Origin of the sequence: Neptunomonas antarctica (assembly GCF_001305295.1) — a bacterium.
Lineage (GTDB): Bacteria > Pseudomonadota > Gammaproteobacteria > Pseudomonadales > Balneatricaceae > Neptunomonas > Neptunomonas antarctica.
This window is the reverse complement of the sequence record NZ_LJSI01000054.1, coordinates 1-16,860: the sequence shown is the minus strand read 5'-3', so window position 1 is coordinate 16,860 and position 16,860 is coordinate 1. Positions and strand designations below refer to the sequence as shown.

Annotated in this window: 13 protein-coding genes, 4 tRNA genes and 1 riboswitch; of the genes, 7 read left to right on the top strand and 10 right to left on the bottom strand. The window is 44.3% G+C overall.

What is annotated here, in order from left to right:
• Positions 1-85: 85 nt before the first annotated feature.
• Entirely contained in the window at positions 86-982 is an 897-nt protein-coding gene (locus tag Nant_RS19325) for a LysR family transcriptional regulator (RefSeq protein WP_238377198.1), read from the bottom strand.
• 179 nt (positions 983-1,161) lie between these two features.
• Here Nant_RS19325 and Nant_RS19320 point away from each other — a divergent pair, with 179 nt between their 5' ends.
• Positions 1,162-2,157 carry a YeiH family protein gene (locus Nant_RS19320; RefSeq protein ID WP_054343324.1) on the top strand — a complete coding sequence of 332 codons (996 nt, stop codon included), beginning with the start codon at positions 1,162-1,164 and terminating at the stop codon, positions 2,155-2,157.
• A 133-nt stretch (positions 2,158-2,290) separates the two neighbouring features.
• Here Nant_RS19320 and aroA read toward each other — a convergent pair whose 3' ends face one another.
• A complete protein-coding gene (gene aroA, locus Nant_RS19315; RefSeq protein ID WP_054343323.1) occupies positions 2,291-3,571 on the bottom strand; it encodes a 3-phosphoshikimate 1-carboxyvinyltransferase in 1,281 nt (426 codons plus the stop codon).
• A 262-nt stretch (positions 3,572-3,833) separates the two neighbouring features.
• Between aroA and Nant_RS19310 the strand changes: the two genes are divergently transcribed.
• The 3 genes from Nant_RS19310 to Nant_RS19300 all read left to right on the top strand — a co-directional run bounded on the left by Nant_RS19310 (position 3,834) and on the right by Nant_RS19300 (position 6,612).
• Complete coding sequence (locus tag Nant_RS19310; protein WP_054343322.1) at positions 3,834-4,076, top strand: HP1242/YdcH family protein; 243 nt, start codon at positions 3,834-3,836, stop codon at positions 4,074-4,076.
• A gap of 163 nt (positions 4,077-4,239) precedes the next feature.
• Positions 4,240-6,018 carry an ABC transporter ATP-binding protein gene (locus Nant_RS19305; protein WP_054343321.1) on the top strand — a complete coding sequence of 593 codons (1,779 nt, stop codon included), beginning with the start codon at positions 4,240-4,242 and terminating at the stop codon, positions 6,016-6,018.
• Between the two features lie 96 nt (positions 6,019-6,114).
• The gene (locus tag Nant_RS19300; protein WP_054343320.1) at positions 6,115-6,612 is read left to right on the top strand and encodes an outer membrane lipoprotein; all 498 of its coding nucleotides are present in this window, start codon (positions 6,115-6,117) and stop codon (positions 6,610-6,612) included.
• A 186-nt stretch (positions 6,613-6,798) separates the two neighbouring features.
• Here the strand turns inward: Nant_RS19300 and Nant_RS19295 are convergent, their stop codons facing one another.
• The 4 genes from Nant_RS19295 to Nant_RS19280 all read right to left on the bottom strand — a co-directional run bounded on the left by Nant_RS19295 (position 6,799) and on the right by Nant_RS19280 (position 11,713).
• On the bottom strand, positions 6,799-8,553 hold the full coding sequence (locus Nant_RS19295) for a DEAD/DEAH box helicase (RefSeq protein WP_054343319.1): 1,755 nt from the start codon (positions 8,551-8,553) through the stop codon (positions 6,799-6,801).
• 235 nt (positions 8,554-8,788) lie between these two features.
• Positions 8,789-9,166 carry a hypothetical protein gene (locus Nant_RS19290; RefSeq protein ID WP_054343318.1) on the bottom strand — a complete coding sequence of 126 codons (378 nt, stop codon included), beginning with the start codon at positions 9,164-9,166 and terminating at the stop codon, positions 8,789-8,791.
• Between the two features lie 45 nt (positions 9,167-9,211).
• A riboswitch (SAM-I-IV-variant riboswitch) is annotated at positions 9,212-9,316 on the bottom strand.
• Positions 9,317-9,383: 67 nt separating this feature from the next.
• Entirely contained in the window at positions 9,384-10,016 is a 633-nt protein-coding gene (locus Nant_RS19285; RefSeq protein WP_054343317.1) for a helix-turn-helix domain-containing protein, read from the bottom strand.
• A gap of 149 nt (positions 10,017-10,165) precedes the next feature.
• Entirely contained in the window at positions 10,166-11,713 is a 1,548-nt protein-coding gene (locus Nant_RS19280) for a GGDEF domain-containing protein (protein ID WP_054343316.1), read from the bottom strand.
• Positions 11,714-12,147: 434 nt separating this feature from the next.
• Here Nant_RS19280 and Nant_RS19275 point away from each other — a divergent pair, with 434 nt between their 5' ends.
• Complete coding sequence (locus Nant_RS19275; RefSeq protein WP_054343315.1) at positions 12,148-13,425, top strand: ubiquitin-like protein; 1,278 nt, start codon at positions 12,148-12,150, stop codon at positions 13,423-13,425.
• 259 nt (positions 13,426-13,684) lie between these two features.
• Here the strand turns inward: Nant_RS19275 and Nant_RS19270 are convergent.
• The 4 genes from Nant_RS19270 to Nant_RS19255 all read right to left on the bottom strand — a co-directional run bounded on the left by Nant_RS19270 (position 13,685) and on the right by Nant_RS19255 (position 14,110).
• Positions 13,685-13,761, bottom strand: a tRNA-Pro gene (locus Nant_RS19270).
• Between the two features lie 52 nt (positions 13,762-13,813).
• A tRNA-Pro gene (locus Nant_RS19265) sits at positions 13,814-13,890 on the bottom strand.
• Positions 13,891-13,943: 53 nt separating this feature from the next.
• Positions 13,944-14,020: transfer RNA gene (locus Nant_RS19260), tRNA-Pro, on the bottom strand.
• A gap of 14 nt (positions 14,021-14,034) precedes the next feature.
• Positions 14,035-14,110: transfer RNA gene (locus Nant_RS19255), tRNA-Asn, on the bottom strand.
• Between the two features lie 237 nt (positions 14,111-14,347).
• Here Nant_RS19255 and ycaO point away from each other — a divergent pair.
• Both ycaO and Nant_RS19245 read left to right on the top strand, forming a co-directional pair.
• Positions 14,348-16,072, top strand: a complete 1,725-nt coding sequence (gene ycaO, locus Nant_RS19250; RefSeq protein ID WP_054343314.1) for a 30S ribosomal protein S12 methylthiotransferase accessory factor YcaO — start codon at positions 14,348-14,350, stop codon at positions 16,070-16,072.
• A gap of 184 nt (positions 16,073-16,256) precedes the next feature.
• Positions 16,257-16,860: retention module-containing protein (locus Nant_RS19245; protein WP_156298844.1), on the top strand; the 604-nt coding region annotated here is incomplete at its 3' end.

Below are 16,860 nucleotides of genomic sequence, written 5' to 3'. Positions count from 1 at the left end.
AATGAGGGAACGTCGCTGAGCGTTGGAATGACTCTCTCTATCAAGCTTTGGCGCACATGATTTATGTTTTTTTGATTAGGTTTTTTTAAACAGATTGAGTTTGCGATTTAATAAACTCTATAAATGCTTCGGTTAGTCGATTGTTATGTGAAGGCTGAGTAACAAGAGAGAAGCGCCGTGTTAATTCCAAAGGGCTGTTAAGCACAACTAAGCTGCCTGCCTTTAGCTCTTCAACAATAGAGAGTTGAGATAAGCAGCCCACGCCTAGCCCCGCTTTAACGGATTGTTTAATGGCTTCTTGCCTGTTTAATGCAAAGGCTACTTGCGCCTGAATATTTATGGTTTGCATGGCGGTGTCAAAGATTCGGCGGGTGCCTGAGCCGTCTTCACGTAATATCCAGCGTTGCTGCTCTATTTGTTTCAGGGATATTTGGCCAGCCTGTGCCTGAGGGTGGCTTGTGTGGCAAAACACTTCTAGTTTGTCTTGGTGCCATGGCGTTATCTGTAATTGGCGATGTTGAGCAGGGCCTTCGATCAAGCCAACATGCGCCTGTCCTTTTTCTAATGTGGCAATAACTTGCTGTGTATTTTCTATCTTAACGTCAGGTACTACCTCTGGATACTGCTGGATAAATTCTGCTAGTAGGCGGGGGAGTAGGTAGCTGGCAATGGTAACACTGGCGGCAATACGTAACGGGCCGCTGATGGTGCCGTCTCCCGATATATGGAGGCTATCTATTAAATGCAGGATTTGATTGACCTTGGGTAGCATGTCTCGACCGGCCTCAGTGATCATAAGTTCACGGCCTACGCGTTGGAATAGCGGGTAATTGAATGTGGATTCAAGCTCTTTAAGTGATTGGCTGGCTGCTGACTGACTCATGGCTTGTTCTTCGGCAGCGGCGCTTAATCGGCCAAGTCGGGCTGTCGCTTCAAAGACCCTCAGTTGTTTAACCGATGCACTCATAATAAATACGCTCATGATATAAGTTCGTAATAGATAGCTTCGTGACAAATAGCTTCGTAATAAATGGTTTGTGATAAACGCTTGGGTTTAAAACGATCGGTTTATCTTATGTATTAGTTTGAATAATCCCATTTTACTTCTTGTTTGTATAGGTGGATCATCATCACAACTGATCTTTCTTCGAGTGCTTTCCTATGTCTCAATTGATAGTGTTACCATTTATTGCGATTGCGGCAATTTTGCTGGCAAAAGTGCCAGCCATCGCGCAGTTTGGTTTAAGTGCTCTACCATTAGCTATCGTTTTGGGCATCGTTGCAGGTCATGTGAATACACGTGAGGCGGCGGGTAAGGAGATTGTATTTACACGCTTTTGTCAGCAAAAGTTGTTACGTGCGGGGATTATTCTTTTTGGGTTTAGCTTGAGTTTTCAGCAGATTATATCCGTTGGCTGGCAAGCGTTAGTGTTAGATCTGTTGGTGATTACGACTATATTTTGTGTAGGCACTTATATCGGTATACGCTTCCTTAAATTAGATAAAGAGCTGGCGATACTGACTTCGGTCGGTAGTGCTATTTGTGGTGCGGCGGCTATTCTTGCTACTGAATCGGTATTAAAACCCCGTCAGGAAAATGTCACGGTGGCTGTAGCTACGGTGGTTCTGTTCGGCACGTTGGCCATGTTCAGTTATCCCATTATTTTTCAGTTTTCAGGCATGAGTGAGCAAGCCTTTGGTATTTACATTGGCAGTACTGTGCATGAGGTGGCTCAAGCGGTAGCCGCTGGGGAGGCGGTCGGTGGAGAGGCGTTGCAAAACGCAGTAGTTGTTAAATTAATTCGTGTGATGATGTTAGCGCCTTTTATTCTTATCTTGAGTGCGTTTCTCACACGCAGTGGTAAAAGCTCATCTGGTTGTAGTTCTGGCGGAAAAATTATAATTCCATGGTTTGTGTTTGGTTTTATTGCAGCATCAGGCATCAATAGTGTTTTGGTGATACCAGAGGCTTTGTTAAGCAGTTTGCAGTTGGGTAGTCAGTTTTCGTTAGCGATAGCGATGGCTGCTTTAGGTGTTCAAACGCGTTGGAGTACTATCAGGCACGCTGGTGCTAAGCCGATGATATTGTCGCTGATGCTTTTTGTGATGTTGATCTTTGGCGGGTTTTATCTGAATCACTGGTTGATAGTGGCATAACGGCAATTATTGAGAGACTCTAAAAAGGGGAGGCCGTGAAATAGAGTTTGAGGGTTTTTTAATCGTTTCTAAGAACATGAAGCTATCTGTTATAAGGCGTGCCAGTCATGATGACCAGCACGCCTTTTTGCGTTTATCGGCAGATGCTTTTAAACAGATCGAAGTACTCAGGGAATGTTTTACGGGTGCAACCCGGGTCATTAATAGTGACTGGCGTATCGCTTAACGCAACTAGCGAGAAACACATAGCCATGCGATGGTCATCGTAAGTATCAATGGTGGCATGTGTAAGCTGTGCCGGAGGCGTCACTTCTATAAAATCATCTCCTTCAACCACGGTAGCTCCCACTTTACGTAGCTCGGTGGCCATCGCTGCCAGGCGATCTGTTTCCTTAACTCGCCAGTTATAGATGTTACGAATAGCGGTGGTGCCTTTGGCAAACAGGGCAGTAGTCGCAATGGTCATAGCGGCATCAGGAATGTGGTTAAGATCCAGATCAACGCCTATCAGTTCGCTGCCTTTTGTTACTTCGATAAACGTCGGACCGTAGGTAACATTAGCCCCCATTGCTTCAAGTACTTCAGCAAAACGCTTATCGCCCTGAACGCTATCGGCCCCTACGCCATAGACGCGAACAGTACCGCCTGCGATGGCTGCCGCAGCAAGAAAGTAAGATGCCGAAGAGGCATCGCCTTCGACCATGATCTCTCCCGGAGATTTGTATTTTTGGCCTGCACGAATGATGAAGTGTTGGTAGTCCTGATTGATGACTTCAACGCCAAATAGCGCCATAGTATGCAGCGTGATATCGATATACGGTTTGGATACCAATTCACCATCAACATGGATGGTTAAATCATCGTTTGCTAGAGGTGCAGCCATCAATAGGGCCGTTAGAAATTGGCTGGAGATATTACCCTTAATACTCACCTCGCCGCCGTTCAGGCCATTGGCTTTAATGCGAAGTGGAGGAAAGCCTTCAGTACCTAAATAAGTGATGTCTGCTCCCAATGTTCTCAGTGCGTCAACTAAATCCCCGATAGGCCGCTCATACATGCGTGGCTCCCCTGTCAGCTCATACTCTCCCTGACTGAGGCAAAGTGCAGCACACAGTGGACGCATGGCGGTACCGGCGTTACCCAGAAAAAGGGCGGAATCTGTGTTACCTAGGGTTTGTCCCCGGCCCTTAATAATACAAGTGCGCCGATCATCAGATAACTCATAGCTAACACCTAATGCGCTTAAGCCATTAAGCATGTGGCGAACGTCATCACTGTCGAGCAGATTGGTGATCGTGGTTTGTCCTTCTGCTAATGCAGCCAGCAGTAAAATTCGATTTGATAGACTTTTTGAACCCGGAATCTGTACCTCACCGGCAACAGAGGAGATGGGCTGAAGTGTCAGACTTTCCATGGATTACGAGCTCTATATTGAACAATTATCAGGGGTGTATAACCTACCTTGTGTTAGGCGTAAGGTCGAGAGTAAAAAGCAAAAAATAGTGTCGTACGTGGCATGAGACGGAACGTGTTTAATCGGATAGCTTTTAACGTGACACGATATTTTATAACAATGAAGTGCTCTTCGTTGATAAGCATCAATGAACAGGGTTGGTCTTTGTTAGATACTGTCTTTGAAGATAAAAAACACTGTAGTCCATGAGGAAGCACTGATTATGAGCATTGAACATCACGACTTAGTACATGAATTACCTGAGTTTCGCGAACAGATTCACGCGCTTAAAATGAAAGATGCACATTTTTCCAGGTTGTTCGATGAGTATCATGATGTCACTAAGCAGGTTGAGCGTATGGAGAAGGAAGCAGAGCCGGTTACAACGCACACCGAAGAAGAGCTGAAAATTAAACGTCTTCATTTGAAAGATCAGTTGTATGCGATGTTGACTGCTACAGCGTAGATAGTTCTTCTATATAGCCTTTCAGATAACTCTTTTGATATAGAGTATCTATTGAGTCCACAATAACACCTGCTTCGGCGGGTGTTATTGTATCTGTAGCGATGAACGCCGACGAGGGATATGTTATATAATGCTGCAATACACTCAATAAACGTGGAGTAATATGCAGTCGTTTCGATTCAGTTGGAACTATATCTTAAGCATTACGCTGGAGCATAAACGCGAGTTGATTATGGCGAATCTGGTAGCGATTCTGGCTACGATCGCATCGGTTCCGTTACCGCTGTTAATGCCTCTATTAGTAGATGAGGTTTTGCTTAAGACGCCAGGTCTGTTAATTGATACGTTAAATCCATTCTTTCCAGTTAGTTGGCACGGGCCTGTTCTCTATATTGTTTCAATTTTAGTAATTACCATCGTGCTACGTGCGGCGGCACTCATACTTAATGTCTGGCAAGCCAGGCAGTTTACGATTATCTCAAAAGATATTATTTTCAGAATGAGAAAAATGATGCTGGAGAGGTTGGGTCGTATTTCAATGGCTGAGTATGAAACCATGGGGAGTGGTGCTGTCAGCTCGCATTTTGTGACTGATTTGGACACCGTTGATCGCTTTATTGGCAGTTCTGTTAGCCGGTTATTAGTCGCTTCTTTATCCATTATTGGCACGGCTGTTATTTTGCTCTGGATGGATTGGGCGCTTGCTCTGTTTATTATGTTTCTTAATCCTGTTGTGATTTATTTCACAACCATTATTGGCAAGCGGGTGAAAGATCTTAAGAAACGAGAAAATAAGTCTTATGAGGTTTTTCAGGGAGCGCTTACAGAAACATTGGATGCTATTCAGCAGATCAGAGCGGGCAACCGAGAACAGCATTATTTGAGTCGCCTTGTTGAGCACGCCCGACAAGTACGTGATGAGTCCAGTGCCTATGAATGGAAGAGTGAAGCCGCAGGGCGATTTAGTTTTCTAATATTTTTGATAGGTTTTGATCTGTTTCGGGCAGTATCAATGTTAATGGTGGTTTTTTCTGATTTGTCGATTGGTCAGATGATGGCGGTGTTCGGTTACCTTTGGTTCATGATGGGGCCGGTTCAGGAAGTATTAGGTATTCAGTATGCATATTATGGTGCTAAAGCGGCGATTAGTCGGTTAAACAACATACTTGAACTACAACAAGAGCCGAAGTATCCGACGCTGATTAATCCGTTCGAAGATGCTGATAGTGTCAGTATTGAAATCGACAATGTACATTTTTCGTACGGAGATGGAACCGAGGTCTTAAAAGGCATTTCACTGCAGATTAAAAAAGGCCAGAAGATTGCATTAGTCGGTGCTAGTGGCGGCGGCAAGTCAACATTTGTACAGGTGCTGTTGGGGCTATACGTGCCTCAGCAAGGACGAGTGAGCTTCAATGGTGTCGCTGTCGAACAGATTGGGCTTGATGTGGTCAGAGATAACGTAGCTACGGTATTACAGCAACCTGCGTTATTTAATGGGACGGTACGCAGTAATCTTTGTATGGGCAAAGATTTTAATGATAAGGAACTGTGGCAGGCTTTGGAAATTGCTCAATTATCTACTTTTATTAAGACGTTAGATTTAGGGTTGAATACGCTGGTGGGGCGGCAGGGTGTCCGCTTATCGGGAGGCCAGCGGCAGCGATTGGCTGTTGCACGGATGGTTTTAGCGGATCCTAAAGTTGTCATTCTTGATGAGGCGACTTCTGCGCTCGATACAGAAACAGAGCGGGAGTTGCATTTGGCGTTACAAGAATTTTTGGTGAACAGAACTACACTTATCATTGCGCATCGTTTAAGTGCGGTGAAGCAGGCAGATCATGTTTATGTCTTTGAAGATGGACAAATAGCTGAAGAGGGTGGGCATCACCAATTAATAGAGCAGGATGGTTTGTATGCCAGGCTCTATGGTCAGCATTAGAATATGTTAGCGAAATTGTTTTAACTTAGTGCTGCCTTATTGGGCAGTTAAAACGAACAGGGTATTGTTTTTGGCTTGTAGGAATGAGGTGATATTATGATTTTATTAAAGAAGAATATTGGCGTTTCGAGTGGTTCTTTTATGGGAACTATCGTTGTAACAATGTCTTTAGTGTTGTCTGGTTGTGCGTCTCCAGGTTTGACCGGAACGACTTATAGCCGAAGTGATGCTCGTCAGGTTCAGCAAGTGCGTTATGGTACGGTTTTGTCGGTTACTCCTGTCATCATTGAAGGTCGCAAAGACGGTATTGTTGGTACCGGTGCTGGTGCTATTGTGGGAGGTATTGCCGGAAGTACGATTGGTGGTGGTAAGGGTAGTAGTATTGCTGCAGTTTTGGGTGCTGTGGCAGGGGGTATGGTTGGGCAGGCGATTGAAGGAAATGCCACGCGTAAGCAGGGGCAGGAAATAACGGTGCGTTTATCAAATGGTGAAAATTTGTCTATTGTCCAAGAAGTTGAAAATCAGTACTTCTTTAAGGTGGGTGAGCAAGTTCGGTTGCTGCAAAGAGCTGGGGTTATGCGCGTTGTGTATTAATTGTTGTTTGGACGCTTAATGAATAGACGGCAACCTTGATATGAGGAACTGGTTTTTCTTTTGAGGTAATAGGCTTTCAGCATTTGGATGATTTTGCATTTGAGGAAGACGTACTAGTCATAATATTTAAACACAAAAAAGGCGGGCCCTTTACAGGGCCCGCCTTTTTATCGATCTATATCAGATCTATTCTTTAGCGCGAGGCTTACGAGGAGCGGAAGAAGCCGGTCTAGGGCCTCTCGATGCTGGACGAGCGCCGGGGCGGGAAGCACCATCAACCTTTTTAAGGTTGAGGCGTTGTCCGCATACTACAATTTTCTGTAGGATATCGAGTGTTTCTTTAGGTAAGCCAGATGGCAGATCCACAAAGGTTGCTTTCTCTTTGATCTCAATCTGTCCGATAAAGCGACTTTCGATATCTGCTTCATTGGCAATAGCACCAACAATATTACCAGGCTTAACACCGTGTTCCTGGCCGACAGATAAGCAGTAGCGTTGCATTTCCAGATCAGAGTTCTCTCCACGTGGTTTACGTGGTTTGCGTTCGCCGCGGTCGCTTCTGCTATCTCTGCTGTCTCTGTTATCTCTATCATCGAAAGCTTTAGGGCCTTGTAATTCTTTCTCACTAATGAGAAGAGGTGTCTGGCCTTGCAGCAATAATGCTAATGCAGCAGCGATATTGATTGGATCAGTATCATGCTCATGCTGATATTCAGTCAACAGATCAATATATTGAGAAAGATCCTTGCTATCCATGGTGTCGCTGATTTGCTGTTTAAAGCGATCCAGACGTTTCACGTTGATATCAGCAGCAGACGGCAGTGCCATCGGCTCGATTTTCTGGCGTGTTGCCTGTTCGATCATACGTAACATCCGCTGTTCGCGCGGTGCTACAAACAAAATAGCTTCACCTGAACGACCAGCACGACCAGTACGGCCAATACGGTGTACGTAAGACTCTGTATCGTAAGGAATATCATAGTTAAGAACGTGGCTGATGCGTTCTACATCCAAGCCGCGTGCTACAACATCTGTGGCTATGAGGATATCTAGCTTGCCATTTTTAAGGCGCTCAACGGTACGCTCGCGTATTTGCTGAGAGATGTCACCATTAAGTGCTTCACAAGCATAGCCACGTGCAGATAGTTTTTCTGCTAACTCTGTGGTCGCTGATTTTGTGCGAACAAATACCAACATGGCATCAAACTGCTGCATTTCGAGGATGCGGGTTAATGCATCCAATTTATGCACGCCGCTTACGCGCCAGTAATGCTGCTTGATCGTTGTCGCGGTTGCCGTTTTACTGGCAATCTTGATTTCAATAGGATCTTTTAAATGCTGGAGAGCAAGTTTGCGAATTGCCTGTGGCATTGTTGCAGAAAACAGAGCAATTTGGCGAGTAGGTGGTGTGTGACTCAATATCCAGTCAACATCATCAATAAAGCCCATACGTAGCATTTCATCTGCTTCGTCGAGTACGAGTGTTTTAAGTTTGTCCAGAACAAGTGAGCCACGACGGATATGATCCATCACGCGGCCGGGTGTTCCTACAACAACGTGTACACCGCGACGCAGCTGTTTTAGCTGAACATCATATGCCTGGCCGCCGTAGATAGGGAGTACGCGGAAGTTAGGCATGTGACGAGCATACGTCTGAAACGCTTCGGCTACCTGAATAGCCAATTCTCGTGTGGGTGCCAGTACCAGTACTTGTGGAGTGGTAGCTACCATGTCGATACGTGACATAATAGGGAGAGCAAAAGCGCCTGTTTTACCCGTACCTGTTTGTGCCTGCCCTAGCAGATCTTTTCCGTCAAGAAGCTGAGGGATGCATCTGGCTTGAATGGGCGAAGGTGTTTCGTAACCGATCTCTTGAAGCACTTGCAACAAAGGAGCGGCCAAGCCCAATTCTGAAAAGGCGGGCTGGTCGTCTAATGACATCTAATGAACCTGTGTTAAATCATGGTCGATTAGATCGACCGGAATGAATGTTAATGAACGATTATAGAATATATCGCCCATTTAGTACAGGCCGCTGTTTTAACGGATGGCTTGAATGCTGCATGGCTTGATGGCGAAATTACTTAAGTCTCTGAGCTTTAATGGATTTATGTATATACGTAAGCCATTTTAATTTCTTTATTATATTGACAATATATAGCATAAAGGCTGAATGTCAGATTATTTCTGAATCAGTTTCATTAAAGTTTTTCAGCCAATGGCGGGTTTTGCTGGTACAGATATTGGCGAGTAATGCTGATTCGGCCAGCATGGTCAAAAATTGATTATCGACGAGTGATTTTCCCGTCAGTTCCTTGCATAAATAGCAGGTGTTGTTTTGTGGGTTTTTGTATTCGATGTAAAGAAATACGGCGTTTAAAAGAGCGCCTTTTTTATCTTTACGTTTTCCGTGGGTGCTCCAGACCCATATCGGGCAGTTATGAGTGCTACTGTGAACTATACGGTTAATTAACTGGTCATTTGATGTTGTTTGGTCGTGATGATGGGCCGGCTGTGAAGATAGATCTGCAGACGGTAGGTGTGCTTCAAACATGAAAGGCTCCTGATATAAAAATAAATCAAAAGCTGACGAGAAATGGGTCTCCTGATTAGTTGTCGATAGACCACATCACCGAGGTTCGGTAACCACCTTGCCCAGGTTGGCAGGTTGGCGAGGACGTCAGCCCTTCTCTTAATGTAGGTGTAATTTAGCATCAGGTGTCTTATGCGGCAATAGCTTGATGAAAAACGGGGTGTTATTTTTTATTATTCTAGGCGGTAACCCAAAGAATGATAGCGTCATTTTCGCTGGTGGATGTGACTGCGTGGCCCATTTCGCAATCGTAATAGGCACTATCGCCTTCGTTCATAGATACCGGTTCGTAAAATTCAGAATAAAAAATAATGCTGCCACTAATAACATAAAGCAGTTCTTCACCTTCGTGTCGGATCCAGCCTCCAAACTCATCAAATGATCTGGCGCGAACCGTTGTTCTATACGGAAGCATTTTCTTGCAAGTGAGTTGGTTTGCTAATAATTCATGCTCATAGGTGGGTGTTGGGTGTGGTTTTCCTTCTCCCGCGCGAGTTATATCTCTGCGACCGCCGGCCCCGGCAGAGCGGGATGGTTGGGAAAATAGTTGGGGGATGTCTATGCCTAAACCCTTAACTAATTTCGAGACAGCGCTGAAGGTAGGAGAAATTTGTTCATTTTCGATTTTTGAGAGCGTTGATCGAGCCAGTCCGGTTAACTTGCTAGCCTCTTCGAGAGTGAGGCTTTGGCTCAGACGGATTTCGCGGACACGTTTCCCTAATTGAACGGGCTCAACCGTTGCTTCGCTGGATGTTTGGCGTACAACTTTAAATATAGGGTTCTGACTATGAGGAAGTGGCAGGTCAGACATTCGTATCTCCATCTCTTTTATAAGCTTTCAGACTGAACTGATTAATCAGTAACTATCGAGAGTTATTGGCTAATTGTCGAGTAAAAAGGCAAATTTTTATATTATAATGAATTTCAATATAAAAGTTTCTTATGCGAAAGATGTGTTTTTCACTGTATTGGCTGAAAAGGCGCGGCTATTCCAATGCCAGACTTTCCATTGTTCTTAACGTCATACATTGCCTTATCTGCTCTTGTAAGAAATAGGTCCAGAGTTTCTGCGTGGTTTTTGTAAATAGCAATGCCTATGCTTGCGCTTAGTTGGCTAAATGAGTTTTTTGATATGAACGGTGTTTCAAGGTTGGAAAGTATTTTGCTTGCAAGGTTGTGGGCTCCTTCTTGCGTGCTGTCCTCAATTAGGATAAGAAATTCGTCACCGCCAAGGCGACCAAAAATATCACTTTCTCTGAGAAGTGCTTTGGTTTTTTTGGCAAAGTGAATAAGAGCCTGGTCGCCTACGGAGTGGCCATGTGTGTCATTAACTTCTTTAAAGCCATCCAGATCGATAAAGAGAATGCTGGGATTGAGGTTTTTTCTTCGGGCGAGCTTAATTATCATATCCAGATGCGCAGAAAGGGCGGGGCGATTGGCTAAGCCGGTTAGTGAGTCGTGTGTTGCGAGGCGTTTAAGCTGCTGTTCTGCTGCTTGTCGAATATTTATCTCACGTTTTAGTTTTAAGTTCAGTGAGAGTAAATAAAAACTAAACACTAATAGTAGTAATATTAAGCCGGCTGCCGAATACAAGATGGGTTCCCACTCGGACCAGTCAAAGTTTTCTTTCGGTTGATAGATAAACCCCTCAATGCTACGGTTTTTTCTTATGAGATCGGCTTCGGCTAGCATGTCTGCTATGTGCTGCCAGCGTTCGGGGTTCATGTGGCCGATTTCAATTAGTCCGGGCATGATGAGTTCATGTGCGATATTTAATTCATAGCGTAAATATCCAAGGTCTTTGTTCGTTGGGTATTCTTTTTTAAAAAGGGCGATCGCTTCTTCAGGGTGGCTTAAAGCATATTGCCAGCCTTTGAGGCTAGCGGAGATAAATTTATCAATTTGTTGTCGTTTTTCGTTAACTGTTAATCTATTTGCAATAAGGATGTCGCTATAGAAATCAATTCCGTAATCTGCTGGTTTGATCAGGCGATAAGGTATGTTTTTTTGTTCCAGGGCGTAAGGCTCATTAGAAATGTAGGCATTATAAACATCAACTTTGTCATTGATTAAGTCGTTTAAATCAGTGCTGGTCGGGATGAGGCTGATGTTGGCTTTGGATAATTCAGCTTGTTTGAGTAATAGCATTAATTCTGGGTCTTGTCCGCCTGGAAAAATCATCACTTTTTTACCGGCTAGGTCTGTGGGGTGTTTGATGCCAGAAGAGCGCTTGGTCAAGAAAGCGCTGGGAGAGTGTTGGTAGATGGCCGCAAGCGCGATAATTGGTTCGCCAGACATAAAAGCAGTTAAAGCGTTAGTGTTTTCTATGCCGTAATCTGCCCGGCCGCTGATGACTTCCTGCCAAGGGATGATGCCTGGGCCGCCGGCTTGAATAGTTACATCTAAACCAACTTCATCATAATAGCCTTTTGTTTTGGCTGTGTAATAACCTATGAATTGTGCTTGATGATGCCAGCGGAGTTGTAATGTTACTTTTTCACTCGACATAGCATGTGCCGAGATCAGTAAGCAAACAGTCCATATTAAGAAAAGTCTTGATAGCACATCAAATCCTTAGTGAGCTAAACCGTTACGTATTTAAAGCTAAGTTTGAGGGCTTTACAAATAATTTGAGGGCTTTACAAATAAAATGATTCTTTGAATGCGAGTAAATGGATCTTGAAAAGTGTTAAACCGTGTCGGCAGTTAGATAAGAACATACGAATAAAATATACTATATATTAATTCATATGTTGTAGGCACGATAAGGCTGTGAAAATAGGGATAAGTGTCCGGAATAAGTGTCTGATGCGTGATCGCTCTTATGCAAGGATTGAGCAGCAAACCGATTCAGTGACTCTAAAGAGTAGGGTTTTCCCGTGCTCTCGGATTTAGTCACTAATAACTTACTACTATTACCCATCTAACCTAGAGAAAAATATATGCAGTACGTAGGTGCTTATTCGCGATACTTCAAGATTCAGAGCTCTATTAATAAGCTTCTACTTCCGTTTCTGTTAGTCAGTTTGATGTTTATGTCTGGTCAGGTTTCTGCTATGCAGATCTTTGTTAAAACGACATCAGGAAAAACTATTACGCTTGACGTTGAGGCTGGGGATACGATCGAAACCGTAAAGTCTAAGATCCAAGAAAAAGAAGGAGTGTTCCCTGGTAAGCAGCGTTTAGTCTTTGCTGGTGAAGAATTAGAAGATGAAAGGACACTTGCGGATTACAATATCCAAAAAGAGTCGACTCTCCACCTGATAATATCGACTTTGAATATCCCTGATCCATTAGAAAGTTTAAAAACGCTAAGTGGATTAGCTTTAGAAGGCGTAAATGCGGGTAGTATGGTCCTTCACGGTAATCATGGGCATCCTCTTCTCATGCGAGCTGCAGCAGGCTCTGATGCTTGTCTTTGGGCCTCTGGTGATTGGGGTGTGTTGAACCATGGCTCTTCTGATGGTTCGCGGTATCTTGCGGAGCTCGGTGGTTGTAAAGTTTTAAACGAGTCTCGTGCTCAAGTCGGGTTAGCCGTGGGGCGAACAGGAAGGCAGATAAGTACACTTTATGGTGGTGAACAAGATCAGGATGGTTACTATCTGCTAGTTGAGTATATTGCGCCCATAGAAGATCTCTCACCTGATATGTGGCTGACGTTGACAGGGTATTACAGTCCGTCCAGTACAAAAATTGAGCGTGGCTACCTAACTGATTCAGGTATTGATCTTTCGTTGGGCGAGACGGATGCCAATACTTGGGCAGTGCGAGCGCGCACGGATTGGGAAGACTTGTTTGCGGTAGTGGGTGCGAATTTTTCACCTTTTGTGGATCTCTCCTATATGTCCTCATCCGTAGATGCCTATACAGAGCGAGGTGGTTCAGCCCCGGTGGCTTTCGATGATTTTAATTACCATGTGTCTGAGCTGCGCGTGGGTATCAGCTTGATGCGGGCATTGTCTGGTCATGCCTATTTGACTGCTGGCCTGGAGCAAGTGCATAGATTGGGAGTCAGCGCTGGTTCTGTTTCTGGTTTTACAGGAGCAGGAGATAGCTTCTCAGTGGTTATAGATGATCAGGATAATAATTGGACACGGGCTTCCCTCGGTCTTATCAAAGACTTTGAGGCTAATAGAGTTAGCTTGATGATAAATGGAACGACTGAAGGCCAGCAAGCGGAAGCTTGGGTGGCGCTTAGTTGGGTTGTTAGTATGCATTAAATGCTTTGTAAAACGACAGTAATAGACGGTATCAGTCTTTTCTCAAGCCATCCTTCGGGGTGGTTTTTTTATTTCAAGAGATTATGAGAAGAGATTCGGGTAGTTATATACAAGATAAAGCAGGCGGTAATACGAATACGTACCCGAGTGACTAATTAAATTGTCTCGTTAAGAGGTGGTCAGAACACTGAAAATATATCTAGGCATTACGAAGGATCGAGGCATGATAAAACGAAATTCGGATCGTTTAGCGGATAAGTGGTCGGAACAGTAGGATTCGAACCTACGACCCTCTGGTCCCAAACCAGATGCGCTACCAGGCTGCGCTATGCTCCGACTAAAAAGCTGAACACTATAAAATAACTTATAGAGTTCTTTGGGAAGTAAGTGGTCGGAACAGTAGGATTCGAACCTACGACCCTCTGGTCCCAAACCAGATGCGCTACCAGGCTGCGCTATGCTCCGACTAAAAAGCTGAACACTATAAATTAATCTATAGAGTTCTTTGGGAAAATCAATGGTCGGAACAGTAGGATTCGAACCTACGACCCTCTGGTCCCAAACCAGATGCGCTACCAGGCTGCGCTATGCTCCGACACTATTACAGATTGGCTCCTCGAGCTGGACTCGAACCAGCGACCAATAGATTAACAGTCTACTGCTCTACCAACTGAGCTATCGAGGAATCACCTAACCTGTGGGCGCGTATATTAGTGATGGAGGCGCATGTCGTCAAGCGAATTTGTTAAAAAATACTAATAAAACCCCTTGTTTTTAATGAGATTAACTAAATCTTATATTTTCTTGTTACTTATGGTGCTATACGCTTGTTTATCTGTAAATACGGCTACCAGAAAGTAGCGGCAGTGGCATAACAATAATAAGTCGAGTGTAAGCGGCCAAAGCTGAGTAGAGATGTAATATGACATGTATAACTGGTAAAGACGTGCCATTAGAAGATTCAATAGAAAAGATGTCTGGTTTGTTGTTAACGCTGGGTTTTGAAATAGAAGAGATTAATTGGCTGAATCCGGTGCCTAATGTTTGGTCCGTACACATGCGGGATAAAAATTGTCCTATGTTGTTTACGAATGGAAAAGGGGCAACAAAAGAGGCAGCCAGAGCCAGTGCGCTGGGTGAGTATTTTGAGCAGCTTAGTTGTAATTATTTCTTTGCAGATTTCTATTTAGGTAAAAATGTATCGACAGGCGACTTCGTACACTATCCCAATGAGCGGTGGTTTCCGGTTTCCTCTGATGAAATACCCAAAGGTTTGCTGGATGAGGCGACACTCAGTCACTACAACATGGATGATGAATTAACTGCGTCTATGTTAATTGATACAAATTCGGGTAATCGGGAGCGTGGTATTTGTGCATTACCCTTTATTAAGCAAAAGACTAAAGAAGAAATATGGTTCCCCGTCAATATTATCGGCAATCTCTATGCTAGTAATGGCATGGCGGCGGGTAACACGCTTAATGAAGCCCGGGTTCAGGCGATATCAGAGATATTTGAGCGTCATATAAAGAACACAATAATTTCATCAGGTATCAGTTTGCCAAAAATCCCTGATGAGGTGATTAATCGCTATCCTAAAATGACCGAGGCTATTGCTGCGCTTCGTCAGCATGGTTTTATTGTCTATGTTTTGGATGCCTCGTTGGGCGGTAAATTTCCGTTGGTGAACGTGACATTGATGAATCCTGAAGATGGCGGTTGTTTCGCCTCATTTGGCGCCCATCCGAAATTTGAGGTGGCTTTAGAAAAAGCCGTCACTGAATTATTGCAAGGAAGGGCGCTGAATCAGTTGGAGCATTTCTCTGAGCCCTCGTTTGATCTTCAGTTGGTGGCAGAGCAGCACAATCTGGAAACTCATTTTATCGACTCAAGTGGATTAGTTTCGTGGGAATTATTGTCGTCTGATACAGACTATGAATTCGCTGATTGGAACATGGAAGGCGATAGCAAGGAGGAGTTTGAGCATTTGTGTCACTTGATTCATAAAGTAGATATGGATATCTATATCGCGGACTACGAACATCTAGGTGTGTATTGTTGCCGGGTTATTGTGCCGGGAATGTCTGAAGTTTACCCAGTGGAAACGCTGGTAAGGAATAATAATAATCTCGGTATTGGTATGCGCAGCCGAATTATGTCGATAGCTACGCTATCTGATCATGTGCTTGAGGAGCTTTATCAGGAGATTGGCAAAAAAGGGCTGGATGATCAGCAGCTTATTTCAGAACTGATTGGTATCACGCCTGATTCCGGTAGTGGCTTTGATGGCTTAAGGGTGGTTGAATTGAAGTATCTCATCGCACTTAGGTTGCAGCACCTGAAAGTAGCGTTGGCGTGTGGTAATGGGTTGTTACAGTTTGCTTGCTTAAATAAAGAACGTGCAAGATTATATCGTTGTTTACATCAGTTGCTGCAATTTTCTTTGCTAGAAGATGGTGACGTTGAATCCTTTGTGCATGTATTAAATGACTTATATGGAGCTGAGCAGGTGAGTCGATGTCAGGCGATGCTTAAAGGTGAAGGTGTTTTTGAAAGCTTGATCAGCATTGATGCAGAGTTAGGGCCGCTTCAAACACACACTTCCTTATTAATGGCTTATCAGCGCCTCCAGTCAGCTAAAATTTAGTTTTCTTTCCTATATTCTCTGGTTTTGATCTGCGGTGGAGGGTGTGTCGGTTTTTAGTCAACCGAGCTCTCTGCATCTGCCGCGTGTAGACATCGGTATATCCTGTACCACGGTACAGTTCAAAATGAGGTTCGAATGCAGTTAAATAGTCTGCAATTAGGCAATATTATATAGGGTAAATAACATGGCTACTGTCGTTGGAACTGTAAACTTTATTCTTGGGCAAGCATATGCAATTAAAGCGGATGGTACACAGAGGCTTCTGATGCTCGGAGATGAAGTGTATGCGGACGAAGTTATTCGTACTGCTCCTGATGCAAAAATTGAAATCACAATGGCAGATGGCCAATCAGTAGCTCTGGAAGGTGGTCAAAGCTGGTTGGTTTCGGCAGACACATATACTGCCGCGGCGGATTACCCTATAGATGAAGCAGTAATAAATGATGACGTAGCCTCTGTTGAAGCTATCCAGCAGGCCATTTTGGCAGGCGTTGACCCGACTCAGGCTGCTGAAGCACCTGCTGCGGGTAATGTTGCCGGAGCGGCGGCAGGAGAGAATGAAGGTAGTTCTTTTGTGTTAGTTGAAAGGACCGCTGCAGAAGGTAATGCTGAAGCAGGTTTTGACACGATAGGTTTAACCGCGACTCAGACTGCATTTACTGTAGATCCTGAAGCACTAGTGATTAATGCTCAGGAGCCGCCAGTAGTAGTGAACAATGCACCGACAACCGATCCGGTGACGCTGGCCGCCATCGCCGAAGACAGTGGTGCACGTATCATCACCGCGG

Bases quoted from the DNA above. Each gene is read 5' to 3' on its own strand.
- Nant_RS19325 (WP_238377198.1), bottom strand. From the start codon at position 982: ATGAGCGTATTTATTATGAGTGCATCGGTTAAACAACTGAGGGTCTTT.
- Nant_RS19320 (WP_054343324.1), top strand. From the start codon at position 1,162: ATGTCTCAATTGATAGTGTTACCATTTATTGCGATTGCGGCAATTTTG.
- aroA (WP_054343323.1), bottom strand. From the start codon at position 3,571: ATGGAAAGTCTGACACTTCAGCCCATCTCCTCTGTTGCCGGTGAGGTA.
- Nant_RS19310 (WP_054343322.1), top strand. From the start codon at position 3,834: ATGAGCATTGAACATCACGACTTAGTACATGAATTACCTGAGTTTCGC.
- Nant_RS19305 (WP_054343321.1), top strand. From the start codon at position 4,240: ATGCAGTCGTTTCGATTCAGTTGGAACTATATCTTAAGCATTACGCTG.
- Nant_RS19300 (WP_054343320.1), top strand. From the start codon at position 6,115: ATGATTTTATTAAAGAAGAATATTGGCGTTTCGAGTGGTTCTTTTATG.
- Nant_RS19295 (WP_054343319.1), bottom strand. From the start codon at position 8,553: ATGTCATTAGACGACCAGCCCGCCTTTTCAGAATTGGGCTTGGCCGCT.
- Nant_RS19290 (WP_054343318.1), bottom strand. From the start codon at position 9,166: ATGTTTGAAGCACACCTACCGTCTGCAGATCTATCTTCACAGCCGGCC.
- Nant_RS19285 (WP_054343317.1), bottom strand. From the start codon at position 10,016: ATGTCTGACCTGCCACTTCCTCATAGTCAGAACCCTATATTTAAAGTT.
- Nant_RS19280 (WP_054343316.1), bottom strand. From the start codon at position 11,713: ATGTCGAGTGAAAAAGTAACATTACAACTCCGCTGGCATCATCAAGCA.
- Nant_RS19275 (WP_054343315.1), top strand. From the start codon at position 12,148: ATGCAGTACGTAGGTGCTTATTCGCGATACTTCAAGATTCAGAGCTCT.
- ycaO (WP_054343314.1), top strand. From the start codon at position 14,348: ATGACATGTATAACTGGTAAAGACGTGCCATTAGAAGATTCAATAGAA.